Genomic DNA, 14,200 nt, shown 5'->3' with positions numbered 1-14,200 from the left:
ATGTCCGCGACCCACCTGGCCGCCGGTCTCGACCCGCTGGGCGTGGCCGGGCCGAACGACTCGGCGCAGGCGTCACGAGGACGCCTGGAGCTGCTGCTGGGTGCCACCAAGTCCGCTTTCGTGTCACCCGAGGACGCGGTGGAAGCCGCCGAAGCGCTGCGCCGGGCGTTCGCCGACGACCCGCAGGCCGGTCGGCTACGCATAGCCCTGCACACCGGCGACGACAGCTCGGCCACGGCCCGCCGCGCCCGGCACCTGTGCGAGATCGCCAACGGCGGCCAGACCCTGCTGTCCGCGGCCACCGCGGCCGGGCTACCAAGGCGCACTTACGACCTCGGGCTGCACCGACTGCGGGATCTCATGTCACCGATTCGCCTGTACGCGATCGGCGACGACCGGCCGCCGCGGTCGCTGGACCAGGTGCCGAACAACCTGCCGGTGCAGTTCACGACCTTCGTCGGCCGGCAGGCGGAGCTGTCCGCGCTGCGCACCCTGCTGCTCGGCGAACGCCTGGTCACGCTGGCCGGGCCGGGCGGCAGCGGCAAGACCCGGCTGGCCGCGCAGCTGGCGGCCAACCACTCCGAGTTCTGGCCGCAGGGCGCCTGGTGGGTGGACCTGTCCGAGATCACCGACCCGACGCTGGTGGCCGATACGGTGGCGGACGCGGTCGGCGCGCTGGTCGGCTCCGGCCGGCTGGCGCCGCAGCTGCGCACCAGCCGTCTGCTGCTCGCCCTGGACAACTGCGAGCAGGTGCTGGACGGCGTCGCCGACCTGGCGGCCGAGCTGCTGCGCACCTGCCCCGAGGTGACGGTGCTGGCGACCAGCCGTGAGCCGCTCGGCATCCCCGGCGAGGTCGTCTGGCGGGTGCCGCCGATCTCCACCGACGAGGCCCAGGACCTGTTCGTCGAGCGAGCGCGGCTGCTGGTGCCGGGGTTCGAGCTGGACGAGTCTAGCCGCGCCGCCGTCACGTCGATGTGCGAGCGCCTCGACGGCATGCCGCTGGCCCTGGAGCTGGCCGCGGCCTGGCTGCGCACGCTCACCCCGCAGCAGGTCCTTGCCGGCCTCGACGACCGGTTTTCCCTGCTCACACGGGGTCCTCGCGGCGTCGCGAACCGTCAGCAAACGCTTGCGGCGTCCGTGCGATGGAGCCATGACCTGCTCGATGACACCGAACGCGCGGTGTTCCGGAGGCTCGCCGTCTTCCACGGCGGCTTCACCCTCGACGCCGCCCGCGCCGTCTGCGACCGGGACGCGCTCGTGACGTTGGCTGGACTTGTCGACAAGTCGCTCGTCGTCGCCGAGGACGGCCGCTACCGCCTGCTGGAGACGATCCGTGAGTACGCCGCGGCCCGGCTGCGCGAGGCCGGCGAGGAAGAGGCGGTCAGAGATCGCCACCTCGACCACTTTCTCGCTTACGTGGAAGGGGATTCCTCGCCGGACAAGGATTCCTGGCGGGTCCGGATGCAGGCCGAGCACGGCAACCTCCGCGCCGCCCTTGAGCACGGGCTGACCGCCGAGGACCCGGCGAAGGGCCGCCGGCTCGCGGCCGGGCTGCCCTGGCTGTGGCACCTGCACGGTCCCGGCCACGAGGGCATCGACTTCCTGCGCCGGGCCGTCGATCGGGCCCCACAGGACACCTCGCCGCTCCAGTCCCGGCTGCTGACCGGCATCGCGCTGGTCGCCGACGTCACCGGGCCGGTTGATCTGGGCTTCGACGTGCTGGATCGGGCCTTGAAGCTCGCCGCCGACGAGCGGGACCGGGGCCTTCCCCTTGTGTTGCAAGGAGTCGGCCGGGTCTTCGCCGATCTGGACGGCGCGTGGCGGCAGAGCCTGGCCGCGGTGGCCTCGGCGGAGATCTCCGGCGACGAGTTCGTTCGCGACTCCGCCCTTGCCCTGCAAGGCATTGTGCTGCACCTTCGTGACGACCACGAGCGGGCTGTGCCGTTGCTGGCGACCTCCGTCGCCGAGCTGTTGCGACGCGGCGATCGCGGAGTCGCCGCCACCGCGCTCTGCTTCCGCGCCTCCAGCGCCCTGGTGACCGGCGACCTCGACCTGGCCCGGGATCTCGCCGAGGAGGCCGTCGCCATCGCCGCCCCGCTGGGCGACTACAACCGCGTCGGAACCACGCGCAGCATGCTCGCCACCGTGCACAGCTTCACCGGCGACACCGATGCCGGCCTGGAGTTGATGGAGCCGGTCCTCACCCTCGTCCGCAACGCCGAGGTGCCCGTTGTCGTGCCCGGCATGGCATCCGCCCTCGGCCAGCTCCACCTGGCCCGCGCCGAGTTCGCCGAGGCCGAGCGCTGGCTTCGCGAAGCCTCCCAACCCACCGAGCACATCACCTGCATAGCCGTGCAGTCCCTGCCCCCGCTCGCTTCCGCCCTGATCGGCCTCGACCGCCGCGACGAGGCCCTGGCCGTGCTCGACCGGGCCGTCACGATGGCCGGGGAGCTGCGCATGCAACGCGTACTTGGTGACGCCTATGAGCAGCAAGGCCGCCTTCGTAGCGACCTGGAGCTGCATCACCAGGCCCTCGCCATCCGGATCGAGCACGGCCTCCGCCTCGGCTGCGTCGACAGTCTCGACGCCATCGCCGCCCTCATCGGCTCCGAGCACCTGCTCGCCTCGGCCACCGCCGTCCGTGAGCACATGGGCTATCCCAGACGCGCCTTGGTGCCGCCACACGCAACCAATGACGCCCTCATGTCACTCGACGAGGCCATCGAGTACGTTCGCCGCACCCGTGGACCGCGCACCCGTCCCTCGTCCGGCTGGCCCAGCCTCACCCCGACCGAGGTCACCGTGGCCAAACTGGTCGCCGACGGCCTCAACAACCCCGAGATCGCCGCCAAGCTCTTCATGAGCCGGGGCACGGTCAAGACCCACCTGTCCCACATCTTCACCAAGCTGGGCATCGGCAATCGGACCGAACTGGCCACCATCGCCGTCGCCGAGTCGGGGGCATGATCGGCGTGACGAGCACGCGGGGGCAGATGTTCGGGGCGGGCGGGGTACCCGACTGGGCCGTCCGGGTGACCGTTGGCGAATACTTGTTCCGATTTGGCCGTGACTAGCCGAGGGGACCGATGACCGAGAAGTCGCCCGAACGCCTGGTGTTCTTCACCGACGCGGTGGTCGCCATCGCGCTGACGCTGCTGGTGCTGCCGCTGACCGAGATCGTGCCGGAGCTGGTGGCCGAGCACGCGGAGCCGATCGAGGCGATCACGCGCAACCAGTCCACCATCTGGAGCTTCCTGCTGAGCTTCGTGGTGATCGGCCGGCAGTGGGTCAGCCACCACCGTCTGTTCGAGCACGTGCGGGCCTACAACACCCCGCTGATGATGACCAACATGGTGTGGCTGCTCGCGGTGATCGTGATGCCGTTCGCCACGGAGCTGGTGGGCGGCTTCAACACCAGCGAGTTCACCTGCCTGTTCTACATCGGCACCATCATGGTGAACAGCGCCTGCCTCTCGTTGATGACGATGATGGTGCGGTCGGACCCGGCGCTGCAGAGGGAGGGCGAGCAGATCACGGGCGGCTGGCTGTTCAACACGCTGGGCACGACGATCGCGGTGCTGGCGGCCTTCGTCCTCGAACTGATCGCGCCGGTGGTCAACTACTACGGCCTGCTGCTGCTCCTGGTGCCGCCGCTGGTGGCCCGGGTGGTGCACCCGGACGCGCCCAAGCCGACCCAACTGTCCGAATAGGACCCGCTCACGAGCGGGCGCGGCCGGTGGTGGCTCGGGCTTGCAGGGTGGCCTCCAGCGTGACCGGGGCGGGGTCGGCGCCGGGTTCGTCCTGCTGCGCCAGCAGAAGCTCGGCGACGGCGGCCGAACCGAGGTCGGCCAGCGGGGCGGCGATGGTGGTCAGCGCGGGCGTGGAATAGGCGCCGACCTTGGTGCCGCCCCAGCCGGTCACGCTGGTCTGCTCCGGAATCCGCACGCCCAGCTGCAAAAGCCGGGCGACGACGCCCAGGGCCATCTGGTCGTTGAAGCACAACACAGTCGTGGGTAACGGCCGGCGCACGAGCTCGTCGGCCACGGCGCTGCCGCTCTCGAACGAGGCCGGCCCCATCGGCTCGACCTCCAGGTCGATGCCCGCGCCGGCCGCGGCCTTGCGCAAGGCGGCCAACCGGTCGTGCGCGACCCACGAGTTGTCCGGGCCCGGGTAGTAGGTGGCCGAAGTGTGGCCGAGGTTGGCCAGATACTGCGTGAGCAGGGACATCGCGTGCGGGGCATGCACGAGAACGCTGCGGTGTCCGGGCACGTGCCGGTTGACGAACACCAGCGGCCGCAGCGAGTCCACCGAGGCGATCTGCTCGTCGGACAGCAGCGAGGAGAACAGGATCAGGCCGTCCACGTCCTTGGCCAGGGCGTGCACCAGCTTCTCCTCGTCGGCGGCGCTGTCGTCGCTGTCCGCGAGCAGCGCGGCCAGGCCGTGCTCGCGGGCGCCGTGCTGGGCCGCCTTGATCATCTCCGGGAACAGCGGATCGGCCAGGTTGGGCACCACCAGCCCGATGTTCGCGGTGCGCCCCGTGGTCAGCGAGGCCGCGTTCCGATTGGGGGAGTAGTTCAACCGCTCGGCCGCGGTGTGCACCTTCAGCCGTGTCTCGTCGCGGAACAGCTCCGGTCGGGTGAACACCCTCGACACCGTGGAGACCGACACGCCCGCCGCGCGTGCGACATCGCGAATCGTAGCTCGCGGCACCTTTGTCCTCTCGCCCTGCGTCCACCCCCTCGACATCCAGTCTAGGACAGCGCGCGGCGCGGTGCCCGGATCCTTGACAAGGCCGCGACGGCGGCACATTCTGAACCGTCCGTTCGGTCGGTAAACAGTGGAGTCGACGATGACGGCAAGATGGGGCGCGGCGCCGACCGCACACGAGCTGACGGCCGTCGAGCGACTCTCCGCCGACGAGCTGCGGGCCCTCCAGCTCACCCGTCTACAGTGGACGCTCAGGCACGCTTACGAGAACGTCCCCTTCTACCGCAAGAAGTTCGACGAGGCCGGCGTGCGGCCGCAGGACTGTCGGGAACTGACCGACCTGGCCGGTTTTCCCGTCACGACCAAGCACGACCTGCGCGACAACTACCCGTTCGGCATGTTCGCCGTGCCGCAGGAACAGGTTCGTCGCATCCACGCCTCCAGCGGCACCACCGGAAAACCGACCGTCGTCGGCTACACCGCGGAGGACATCGACACCTGGGCCACCGTGATGGCGCGCTCCATCTTCGCCGCCGGTGGCCGGCCCGGGCACAAGGTGCACGTGGCGTACGGCTACGGTCTGTTCACCGGCGGCCTCGGTGCGCACTACGGCGCCGAGAAACTGGGCTGCACGGTCATTCCCGCCTCCGGCGGCATGACCGCGCGGCAGGTGCAGATCATCACCGACTTCCGGCCCGAGATCATCATGGTTACGCCGACGTACATGCTGACCCTGCTCGACGAGTTCGAGCGGCAGGGCATCCACCCCGAGACCAGCTCGCTGCGGGTCGGCATCTTCGGCGCCGAGCCGTGGACCGAGAAGATGCGGGCCGAGATCGAGACGCGGGCCGGGTTGGACGCCGTCGACATCTACGGGTTGTCCGAGGTGATGGGGCCCGGCGTCGCGCAGGAGTGCGTGGAGACCAAGGACGGGCTGCACATCTGGGAGGACCACTTCCTGCCCGAGGTGATCGATCCCGTGTACGGCACCGTGTTGCCGGATGGCGAGACCGGCGAGCTGCTGTTCACCTCGCTGACCAAGCAGGCCCTGCCGATCATCCGCTACCGCACCCGCGACCTCACCGCCCTGCGCCCCGGCACCGCCCGGCCGGCCTTCCGCCGCATGGACAAGGTGACCGGCCGTAGCGACGACATGATCATCCTGCGCGGTGTGAACGTGTTCCCCACGCAGATCGAGGAGATCGTGCTCGGCACCGCCGGCCTGTCCCCGCACTTCCAGCTCCGCCTCAGCCGCCGTGACCGCATGGACCACCTCACCGTGGTCGTCGAGGCCCGGCCCGACGCCCCGGCGCAGGACCGAATCGCGGCCGCCGGCGAGATCGTCGGCCGCGTCAAGGACGGCGTCGGCGTGACCGTGGCCGTCGAGGTGGTGGATCCGGAGACCCTGGAACGCTCGGTGGGCAAGCTCAAGCGGATCATCGACGAACGACCCAAGGACTAATTGATCTTGCGGTGCTGAGCAGCCCCCAAATCAATTCTAGTCGAAACGGCGAGCCGGGCTCCGTGGCGAAGGCCTGCGGGAACAGTGCATCGGCCCGTTCACAGCAACATGTGCTTGGATTGATTCGGGGGCGACTCTTTCGCGGCCGAAGTCGATGGTTACTCGGCCGGGTGTTCTCAGGGCTGGCCGATGATCCGGTGGGTGATTCGGGCCGGGTGTTCTCGGGGGCTGCCGGTGAAGTGGTAGGCGGCTCGGGCCGGCTGTTCCCGGAGTCGGCCGGTGATGCGGTGGAAGATTCGGGCTGAGTGTTCCGAGGCTGGCCGTGAAGTGGCGTGTGGCTCGGGCTGGATGTTTCTGGAGCCGGCCGGTGAAGTGATGGGTGATTCGGGCCGGGTGTTTCCGAGGCCGGCTGGTGATGCCGTGGGTGGCTCGGGCGAGGTGCTCGATCAGCCACACGAGCGTGGTGCGGGCCGGCGTTCTCCGTCTGGCGGCAGCCGGCGCAGTCGCGAGCGGCGGTCCCGTTCGCCGAGGGCTGATCCCACCTTTTGACGTCACCCATGACGGCATACTGCGGCGGTGGATCGCGACTATGTGTTGGCCGAGTTCGAGCGTCAGATTCGCCGGGCCGACGGCGAGGTGCTGATCGAGGACGACTGGGCGGGGGTGGTGGCCAGCGACCTGGACGAGGCGACGGCGGACGGGGCGATCGCCGGGTATGTGGCCCGGTTCGCGGAGCTCGGCCGCGAGTGGGAGTGGAAGCACTACTCCTACGACAAGCCGGCGGATCTCGCGGATCGGTTGCTGGCGGCGGGATTCGCGCCGGAGCCGACGGAAGCGCTGCTGGTGGCGGTGATCGACGAGCTGCCGACGGAAGCGGCGTTGCCGGCGGGCACGACGCTCCTTCCCGTGACCGACGAAGAGACGGTCGAGATGTTCGTCAAGGTGCACAACGAGGTGTTCGGCGGCGACTACTCGGCGGTCGGTCGGAAGCTGCTGGAGGACAAGGAGAGTCAGCGGGGCTTCGTGGCGGTGGCCGAAGGCGGCCCGGTGTCCTGCGCCCGCGTGGAGTTCACGCCAGGAACGGACTTCGCCGGCCTGTGGGGCTGCGGAACGCTGGCGCAGTGGAGGGGACGCGGCCTGTTCAGGGCGCTGGTGGCCCACGGAACACGAGCGGCCAAGGATGCGGGATTCCGCTACTTCCAGGCCGACGCCTCCGACGACAGCAGCCCGATCCTGCAACGGCTCGGCTTCGTGCAACTGGCCACGACCACGCCGTTCATCCATCCCTGAGTTGCGCGGCGACATCCCGCCACAGCTGACGGACGGTCGCCTCACGCCAGCCGCCGCCGCAACCGCTGATGTGTCCGACGACGGCGCCGGCCGGGGTGTCCCGGGTGCGCAGGTCGAGGCCGAACGGGGTGTCCGTCGGTGGCCCGGCGGCGGTCACGACCCGGCCGGTCACCGGCCCGAAGGCGATGCCATCAGGCCGGTCGGGCGGCATGAACTCGAGGAAGTGGTTGAGTGCGGGGGTGAAGTCCGGGATGAGGGCGTGCAGCTCCAGCAGGTCGAACCGGTTGTATCGCTGGCACCGCACGAGGATGTCACGCACGGCGCGGGAGTAGTCGGCGGTGAGCCGGTCCGGTGGGGCGGGGACCGGGAAAAGGGTGACTGCAAAGCACGGACCCAGCATCCGCTGCCACTGTGGACGGTCGCGCTTGCGGAAGATGGTGGAGAACAACAGATCGCCGCCGCTGACGTGCGGACCCATGGCGCAGGCGAGGGCGGCGGCCAGCGTGGTCAGCACGGTGCCACGGTGCGCACGGCCGAACTTCGCCAGCGCCGTGAACTCCTCGGCGGACAGCAGATCGTCCCGGTACTCGAACGACAGTGCGGTGGAGTCGGCGGGAACGCGGGCGAAAGCCTTGCCGCCCAGGCAACTTTCCCACCAAGCGCGGGCGGCGACCTCGTCAGCCCGCTGCTGTTGGCCTTCGAACGTGACGTACTCGCCGAACTGCGCGCTAGGCGGCGGCACGGCCGGACCGCCGAGTTCGGCATGGTACAAGGCACCCAGTTCGGCCAGCGCCGACCACAGCGTGACCGGGTCGCAAGCAAGGTGTTGCAGGTGAAAGGAGAGCCTGTGCTCGTCGGTGCCGTGGCGGGACACGGTAACCGCGAGCGGCGTCGGGCTGTCGGCGTAGACCGGGAAGTACACGTCGACCTCGTCGAGGAGCACGACCTCGGACGAAGCTCGTGGAGACACGACCTGGGCGTCCTCGACGAACCGGGTGCGCAGGATCTCGTGCCGCCGGATCAGCTCGTCGACGGCGCGTTGCAGCACGACGAGATCCAGCGGCCCGCGCAGCTCGACGACGGCGCTGATGGTGTAGAGCGGGTCGGTGAACGAGCCGGGGTGCGCGCGTTCGAGGCCCATGCACTGCCGCTGCCAGACGGACAGCGGCCAGGTCGTCTCCACGCTGGTCATCGGCGCGCCAACTCCTCGGCGTAGTCGGGAACATCGGCCTTCAGCAGCGCCTCGTGCAAGGGCCGCAACAACTCCGGGTCGAAGCCGGACGCACGCCAGGTGCCGAAGGGAATGCCGTACCCCAGCGAGCACCACAGGTCGGCGTTGCGCTGCTCGTGCGCGCCGAACGGCTCCAGCAGCACGGCCGGCGTCGCCGACCACAGGGAGTCCAACAGGGTGCCGCCGCCGGGCTTGCTCACCGTGGCCAGGGCTTTCCGGGTCAGATCGAACGACCCGTGGTGGCCGACGCCGCGTGTGAAGCCGGCGCCGACCTCGCCGAACGGCGGATATCCGTTGTCCAGCCAGGGATGCCACTCCGGATCGACCATGAAGTACCGCACGCCCTCGGCCGTCACGTCCCGGCCCTCGTAGGCGATGACGTCCAGCTGCAACCCGTGTTCCAGCAGTTCGCCGATGCGGTCCCGGTAGGTGCCCATGCCCCAGCCGCCGCCGTGCAGGAACACACGCGGCGAGCGATCCGTCCAGGGCACAGGAGGTTCATGGCTGACGCGGATGCTGCACGGGATGGCGCCGGCCTCGGCGTCGGCCAGCCACACCGGGCGAACGTCAAGATCCGTGACTGTCTTGGTGAATGACGGTGAAGCGACCGAATCAACGTGGCAGACGTCGATCGCACAGTCGTAGCCGGCCAGGATGGGCAGCCAGAAGCCGGAGAACACCACCACGCGGTCCACGCCCCGCGCCCGCCAGTCGGCGAACAGCGCCTCGACGGCCGCCGGATCCACCGAGTCCGCCGGCGAGCCGGCCATCTTCTGCCCGGCCAGGGCGACCCGGAAGTCCCGGTGGAAGGCGAACTTCATGGTGGCGGTGGTGGCCAGCTTCTGCGCCGGCAGCAACCGCTCCAACACGCTGACGCCGACGGGAACTCCCTTCTCGCGCAACCGGTCGGCCAGCAGCAGCCCCGGCACGTGCACGCCGAGGGCGACACCCGAGGTGAGGATCTCGATCATGACTGCAACTCCGTCAGTGCCTTCCGCAGGTGCAGGGAGGTGATCTTCACGAGGGCGTCCCGGTCCGGCCCCGAGTAGCCGCGCGGGGCGCCCTCGATGAGCATGATCAGGTACAGATAGGTGCGGTAGAGGGCCAGCCGTCGGCGGGCGGCGTCGGTGAAGTCGAGCGGGCCGTAGCCGTCGAGGAAGGCGGCATCGTCCTTGATGCTGGCGAACAGGGCGAGGGACACCATCTCGGCCAGGGGATCGCCCCAGAACGCGCGCTCGCCGTCGACGATGCCGGTGATCTGGTTGTCGTGCAACAGGATGTTGCCGGGCCAGAGGTCGAAGTGCACGAGGACCGGCGTGGTGACCTCGTCCAGTACGTACGCGTTGGCGCCGATCAGCTGGCGGATCTGGGACAGGGAACGCGGGAGCTGCGTCTCCCAGTGGGCAGCGTCGGCCAGCAGGGCGTCGAGCATGCCGAGGAAGGCGGTGCGCCAGCTGGACGACGTTTCCCCTTGCGGATAGCCGAATTCATCGCCGGTGATTCGATGCAGGTCGGCCACCAGTCGGCCGAGGTCACCACGCAGGCGGTCGCGGTCGGTGTCGGCCAAAGAGGAACGCAGGCCGTACCAGTTGGCGCCGGGGAGCTCGGTCATGACCAGGAAGTCGCTGTCGAGGAGATCGCGGGAGAAGTCGGCGTGCACGACCTCGGGCACGGGTACCACACCGGAAGCGGTGCGGTAGAACAGCGTCTCGGTCCGCATGAGGTCACGCTCGTAGGACAGACCGGGCATGGCCGGGTCGGGCGCGATCTTCAGCACCAGCCCGGAGCCGTCGGTGAGGCGGAGCCGGTAGGCGGTGTTGTAGCTGGCCTCGCTCAGTTCCGACCGCTCGGCCAGCCTGGACGGCGCGATGCCGGCCGCCATCAGCACACCGGCGAGCTGTACGTCGTCGATGTGCCGCTGGTAGCTATTGATGCTGGTCACGATGCCTCCCTGGCCCGCCGATGGAGGGCGGCCATCAGCGTGATGCGGTCCACGGCGGCGGCGAGTTCGCCACCGCCGGAGGCCACGATGTCACGCACGCGGGCCAGCTGGAGGTCGTAGTACGAAACCGGTGGGAACGCTTCCACGGTGGTCGGCCCGCCCACCCGCCGGATCGCCAGGTTGAGCGGCAGGGGGCCGGCGGCGGGCAGCAGGAAGTTGCGGATCTTGACCGTGGCCTCGGCGAAGGTGAACTCGTGGTTGGCGATGTGCTTGTCTCCGACCGAGCAGTGCAGTTCGGCCGTCAAGCCGGGCCAGGTCAGCGCGGCGTCGAAGGAGCGGTCGACGCCGTTGGGCCCGTCGAACGCGGACTGCGCGGAGCCGACCGCGCCGTCAAGGCCGACCGTCGCCTGCACGGCCTGAAGCCAGTAGCTGGCGCTGTCCAGGAAGATGCCGCCGCCGAGTTCAGGACGCTCCCGATAACTTCCCGGCGCGGGCACGCCGAAGCGGATCTCGGTGCGGATCCGGGTGAGCGGGCCGAAACGGTTGCCCAGAATCATCTCCCGGACCGCGGCCTGCCACGGATGTCCGATCGTCGGCACTGCCTCGATCACCTGCACGCCCACCGCCGCCGCGGCGATCTCGGCCGCTTCCAAGGCCGACAGACACAGCGGCTTCTCGACGATCACGTGCTTGCCGGCCTCGGCCGCGGCGACCACCCACTCCCGGTGGGCGGAGTTGTGCAGCGACACATAGACGGTGTTGACCGCCGGATCCGCCACCAGTTCGGCATACGTGTCGTGCACACGGTCGATGCCGTGCCGCGTGGCGAACTCTTTGGCCCGCACCGGATCGGAAGCCGCCACTGCCCGCACGGAGACGTCGTCGAAGGCCGAAGCCGGCCGCAGGATGGCCTTCTCCGCGATCCCGGTCGCGCCGATCAGGCCGATGTCAAGCGGCATCGGCGACTCCCCTCGGCACCAGGCCGGCGGCCGTCAGCGCGGCCACCACCGCGTCCTGAAGCCGCCGGACATCGTCGGTCACCAGCCCCAGATACACCCGACCGCCCGGGGCGGCCAGCCCGCTGCCGCTGAGCACGATCACCTCGGGCCACGGCAGCGCGGCCACCACGTCCTCGACGCCGAGCCCTTCGGGGACCCGAAGTTCCAGCTGCCACAACCGGAAGCCCGGCATGCGCCGGGCCAACAGCAGGGACAGCAGGCCCAGCGACCGTCGGGCGTTGATCTCCAGCACCGGCACGACGGTCCCGTCGGCCAGCACCATCGAGTCCACGCCGACCGGACCCCAGTAGCCGGCCGCCGACACCGCCTTGGCCACCGAGCCGAGCACCTCCACGTACCCGCTGCGCTCCACCAGGTCCAGCAGCTCGACGGACGGCGGGGCGGAGCCGATGTGCCGGAAGCCCCGGTTGTTCATGGCCTGCACGCCGAGGAACTCCCAGCCGCCGTCCCGGAACACCTCCAGATGACCGGAGAAGTCCAGCCGCTTCTCGAACTTCGGCTGCACCAGCAGCTCGATCCGGCGATCCTGCCGGGCCAGGGTCCTGGTCACCGCCCGCAACACCCCGGGCGTGGCGACCTCCAACATCGCCCGCCCGGACACCCCGTACGGGTCCTTGACCACCACGGTCCCGTCCACGGCCGCGGTCAGCTCCTCCACGGAACGAACCACGGTGCCGGTGCCGGGCAGCCCCAGCTCCAAGGCGAGATCGTTGGACCAGGACTTGGAGTTCACCTCGGCCACCACCGGCGAGGGCGGCAGGCCGTCCGTCCAATCGAGACGGACGGTGTCCGGTAGCACTGCGTAGGGGCGGAACTCGGCATGCGACCGCAGCAGGGCCGATCCGAGGAGAGCGCTTTCCATCGTGCCGGCAGCGGGAACTGGACACGCATGCTGACGGAAGGTGATCCCGCGAGCGGCCAGCCCCGACACCACCGCCGGCGCGACCGGCCGCCGGGTGACCAGCAGATCGCCCGGGGCACAGAACCCCGCCAGCAGCTCGTCCATCGACTCCGCGGCCCCGTCGGCGGCAGCGGCCGCCGGCAGCGTGGCCAGGTCGGCCGGCCGCCACCACCGTTCCGCGTCGAAGGTCCCCAGGACGACGGCTGTCACGCGGCCGGTGCCAGCTGCCGCACGTACGAGGCGAACTGCGACACCGACCGGAGATGGTCCAGCTCCAGGTTCTCGTAGTCCAGCTCCAGGTCGAAGGAGTCCTCGATGCCGAGCAGGAACGAGATCATCTGCAGCGAGTCCAGGCCGTACTCGTCGACCAGGTCGGCGTCCAGCGCCACCTCGTCCACCGCGAGCCCGTTCGACAACACGCCGACCAGCACCGCGCGCACCTTGTTCTCGACGTCGTCCATGACTCACACCCCGTTCAGGTAGAGGAGAATGCACTTCGAGCAGACCGGCATCATGCCGTTGGCCGACAGGATCGACCGCACCTCGCGGAACGCCGTGCTCTGCCACAGCTCGGTGACCTCGGTGTCATAGAGGTTGCCCACCACGAACTCGGGGAAGAACTTGCAGGAGCTGACGTTGCCGTCGGCGTGCACCTCCATCCGGTTGGACACGGCCAGGCACTTGGACCGGCGCTGCGCGGGACGGGAGGTGCCGAGGATGAAGTCCTCGACCTCGTCGGCCTCCAGCTGCGGCTGGTACCGCACGCGGACCCGCCACGACCGGGAAGCCAGGCGCGCCATGGACTCCCGCAGCACGGGCAGCTGCTCGGACGGCAGCTGGTAGGTGTAGGAGTGCCAGGTCGGCTGCTTGGTGCCGGTGTCGGGCTTGAGCCAGGAGAACGACTTCTCGTACACCTCGTCCATCTGCGCCGCGACCTCGGGGCTGATGTACCAGGGGAACTGGAAGTACACGGTGTTGACGCCGAGCTCCTCGGCCCACTCCATGAACTCGTACATCTTGCCCACGGTCACGTGCGAGACCATGCAGGACAACGAGATCTCGCCGTCGAACTGCCCGGACCGCTTGAGGTCCAGCATCATCCGGATGTTCTCCATGGTGCGCTTGAACGTGCCCTTGCCGCGCAGCGCCTCATGGTCCTCGCCCAGCCCGTCCAGGCTGATCAGCAGGTTCAGGTTCTCCCCGATGCGCAGCAGGTCGTCCAGCTTGCGCTTGAACAGCAGGCCGTTGGTGCACATGTTGACCGTGCGGGGATAGCGCTCCAGCAGCTCGGCGACCTGGCCGAACTTGGTGTGCATCAACGGTTCCCCGCCCCACAGGAACAGCTTTGAGCGGGTGGGCGCGGTGGTGCGCAGCACGCTGGAGATGATCTCCACGTCCAGCTCGGTCTTCTGCCGTTCGGGGCTGAAGTCCCGGAAGAAGCCCTGCTCGTTCCACTGGTAGCAGTGGCTGCACCGCAGGTTGCAGCGGTAGGTCAGCTGGAGGCTGACCTCCTGCGGCAGCGGCGCGGCGTAGCCGGGGTCGGCCAGCAGGCTGCGCCGGGCCCGCGACCGCATCGCCACGGTGTGTTTGATGTCGGCGAATTCCTTGGCGTTGATCCTTCGTGTGGTGAGCGGGTGCATGTCTTCCC

Annotated in this window: 12 protein-coding genes; 4 read left to right on the top strand and 8 right to left on the bottom strand. The window is 69.5% G+C overall.

Features of this window, described 5'->3' with window-relative positions:
* On the top strand, positions 1–2,967 hold the full coding sequence (locus tag KUTG_RS19280; RefSeq protein WP_084579490.1) for a helix-turn-helix transcriptional regulator: 2,967 nt from the start codon (positions 1–3) through the stop codon (positions 2,965–2,967).
* A gap of 119 nt (positions 2,968–3,086) precedes the next feature.
* Positions 3,087–3,710 carry a TMEM175 family protein gene (locus KUTG_RS19275; RefSeq protein WP_052394964.1) on the top strand — a complete coding sequence of 208 codons (624 nt, stop codon included), beginning with the start codon at positions 3,087–3,089 and terminating at the stop codon, positions 3,708–3,710.
* Positions 3,711–3,717: 7 nt separating this feature from the next.
* Here KUTG_RS19275 and KUTG_RS19270 read toward each other — a convergent pair whose 3' ends face one another.
* Positions 3,718–4,746 (bottom strand): LacI family DNA-binding transcriptional regulator, encoded by a 1,029-nt coding sequence (locus KUTG_RS19270; RefSeq protein ID WP_052394962.1) that lies wholly within the window; start codon positions 4,744–4,746, stop codon positions 3,718–3,720.
* A 103-nt stretch (positions 4,747–4,849) separates the two neighbouring features.
* Between KUTG_RS19270 and paaK the strand changes: the two genes are divergently transcribed.
* Positions 4,850–6,169, top strand: a complete 1,320-nt coding sequence (gene paaK, locus KUTG_RS19265) for a phenylacetate--CoA ligase PaaK (RefSeq protein ID WP_052396617.1) — start codon at positions 4,850–4,852, stop codon at positions 6,167–6,169.
* 576 nt (positions 6,170–6,745) lie between these two features.
* Positions 6,746–7,459 carry a GNAT family N-acetyltransferase gene (locus KUTG_RS19260; protein ID WP_043718611.1) on the top strand — a complete coding sequence of 238 codons (714 nt, stop codon included), beginning with the start codon at positions 6,746–6,748 and terminating at the stop codon, positions 7,457–7,459.
* Here the strand turns inward: KUTG_RS19260 and KUTG_RS19255 are convergent.
* From KUTG_RS19255 to KUTG_RS19225, 7 genes are read right to left on the bottom strand one after another with little or no spacing between them, the layout of a single operon-like run.
* Complete coding sequence (locus KUTG_RS19255; protein WP_043718610.1) at positions 7,446–8,651, bottom strand: condensation domain-containing protein; 1,206 nt, start codon at positions 8,649–8,651, stop codon at positions 7,446–7,448. The genes KUTG_RS19260 and KUTG_RS19255 overlap by 14 nt on opposite strands.
* Positions 8,648–9,661 carry a glycosyltransferase family protein gene (locus KUTG_RS19250; RefSeq protein WP_043718608.1) on the bottom strand — a complete coding sequence of 338 codons (1,014 nt, stop codon included), beginning with the start codon at positions 9,659–9,661 and terminating at the stop codon, positions 8,648–8,650. Before KUTG_RS19250 ends, KUTG_RS19255 begins: the two co-directional genes overlap by 4 nt.
* Positions 9,658–10,632, bottom strand: coding sequence for a phosphotransferase family protein (locus tag KUTG_RS19245; RefSeq protein WP_232240852.1), 975 nt, complete (start codon positions 10,630–10,632; stop codon positions 9,658–9,660). The genes KUTG_RS19250 and KUTG_RS19245 overlap by 4 nt, the downstream gene beginning before the upstream one ends.
* Entirely contained in the window at positions 10,629–11,591 is a 963-nt protein-coding gene (locus KUTG_RS19240) for a Gfo/Idh/MocA family protein (RefSeq protein WP_043718606.1), read from the bottom strand. Before KUTG_RS19240 ends, KUTG_RS19245 begins: the two co-directional genes overlap by 4 nt.
* On the bottom strand, positions 11,581–12,762 hold the full coding sequence (locus tag KUTG_RS19235; protein WP_043718604.1) for a hypothetical protein: 1,182 nt from the start codon (positions 12,760–12,762) through the stop codon (positions 11,581–11,583). Before KUTG_RS19235 ends, KUTG_RS19240 begins: the two co-directional genes overlap by 11 nt.
* On the bottom strand, positions 12,759–13,013 hold the full coding sequence (locus KUTG_RS19230; RefSeq protein ID WP_043718601.1) for an acyl carrier protein: 255 nt from the start codon (positions 13,011–13,013) through the stop codon (positions 12,759–12,761). The genes KUTG_RS19235 and KUTG_RS19230 overlap by 4 nt, the downstream gene beginning before the upstream one ends.
* 3 nt (positions 13,014–13,016) lie before the next feature.
* Positions 13,017–14,192 carry a radical SAM protein gene (locus KUTG_RS19225; RefSeq protein WP_043718600.1) on the bottom strand — a complete coding sequence of 392 codons (1,176 nt, stop codon included), beginning with the start codon at positions 14,190–14,192 and terminating at the stop codon, positions 13,017–13,019.
* Positions 14,193–14,200: the final 8 nt, after the last annotated feature.

Origin of the sequence: Kutzneria sp. 744 (assembly GCF_000568255.1) — a bacterium.
Lineage (GTDB): Bacteria > Actinomycetota > Actinomycetes > Mycobacteriales > Pseudonocardiaceae > Kutzneria.
The sequence above is the reverse complement of the archived record's forward strand: the minus strand, read 5'-3'. Positions and strand labels throughout refer to the sequence as shown.

What these genes read in the sequence shown, in the direction of transcription:
- KUTG_RS19240 (WP_043718606.1), bottom strand. Translation starts at nt 11,591, where the DNA reads ATGCCGCTTGACATCGGCCTGATCGGCGCGACCGGGATCGCGGAGAAG.
- KUTG_RS19225 (WP_043718600.1), bottom strand. Translation starts at nt 14,192, where the DNA reads ATGCACCCGCTCACCACACGAAGGATCAACGCCAAGGAATTCGCCGAC.
- KUTG_RS19270 (WP_052394962.1), bottom strand. Translation starts at nt 4,746, where the DNA reads ATGTCGAGGGGGTGGACGCAGGGCGAGAGGACAAAGGTGCCGCGAGCT.
- KUTG_RS19230 (WP_043718601.1), bottom strand. Translation starts at nt 13,013, where the DNA reads ATGGACGACGTCGAGAACAAGGTGCGCGCGGTGCTGGTCGGCGTGTTG.
- paaK (WP_052396617.1), top strand. Translation starts at nt 4,850, where the DNA reads ATGACGGCAAGATGGGGCGCGGCGCCGACCGCACACGAGCTGACGGCC.
- KUTG_RS19250 (WP_043718608.1), bottom strand. Translation starts at nt 9,661, where the DNA reads ATGATCGAGATCCTCACCTCGGGTGTCGCCCTCGGCGTGCACGTGCCG.
- KUTG_RS19255 (WP_043718610.1), bottom strand. Translation starts at nt 8,651, where the DNA reads ATGACCAGCGTGGAGACGACCTGGCCGCTGTCCGTCTGGCAGCGGCAG.
- KUTG_RS19280 (WP_084579490.1), top strand. Translation starts at nt 1, where the DNA reads ATGTCCGCGACCCACCTGGCCGCCGGTCTCGACCCGCTGGGCGTGGCC.
- KUTG_RS19275 (WP_052394964.1), top strand. Translation starts at nt 3,087, where the DNA reads ATGACCGAGAAGTCGCCCGAACGCCTGGTGTTCTTCACCGACGCGGTG.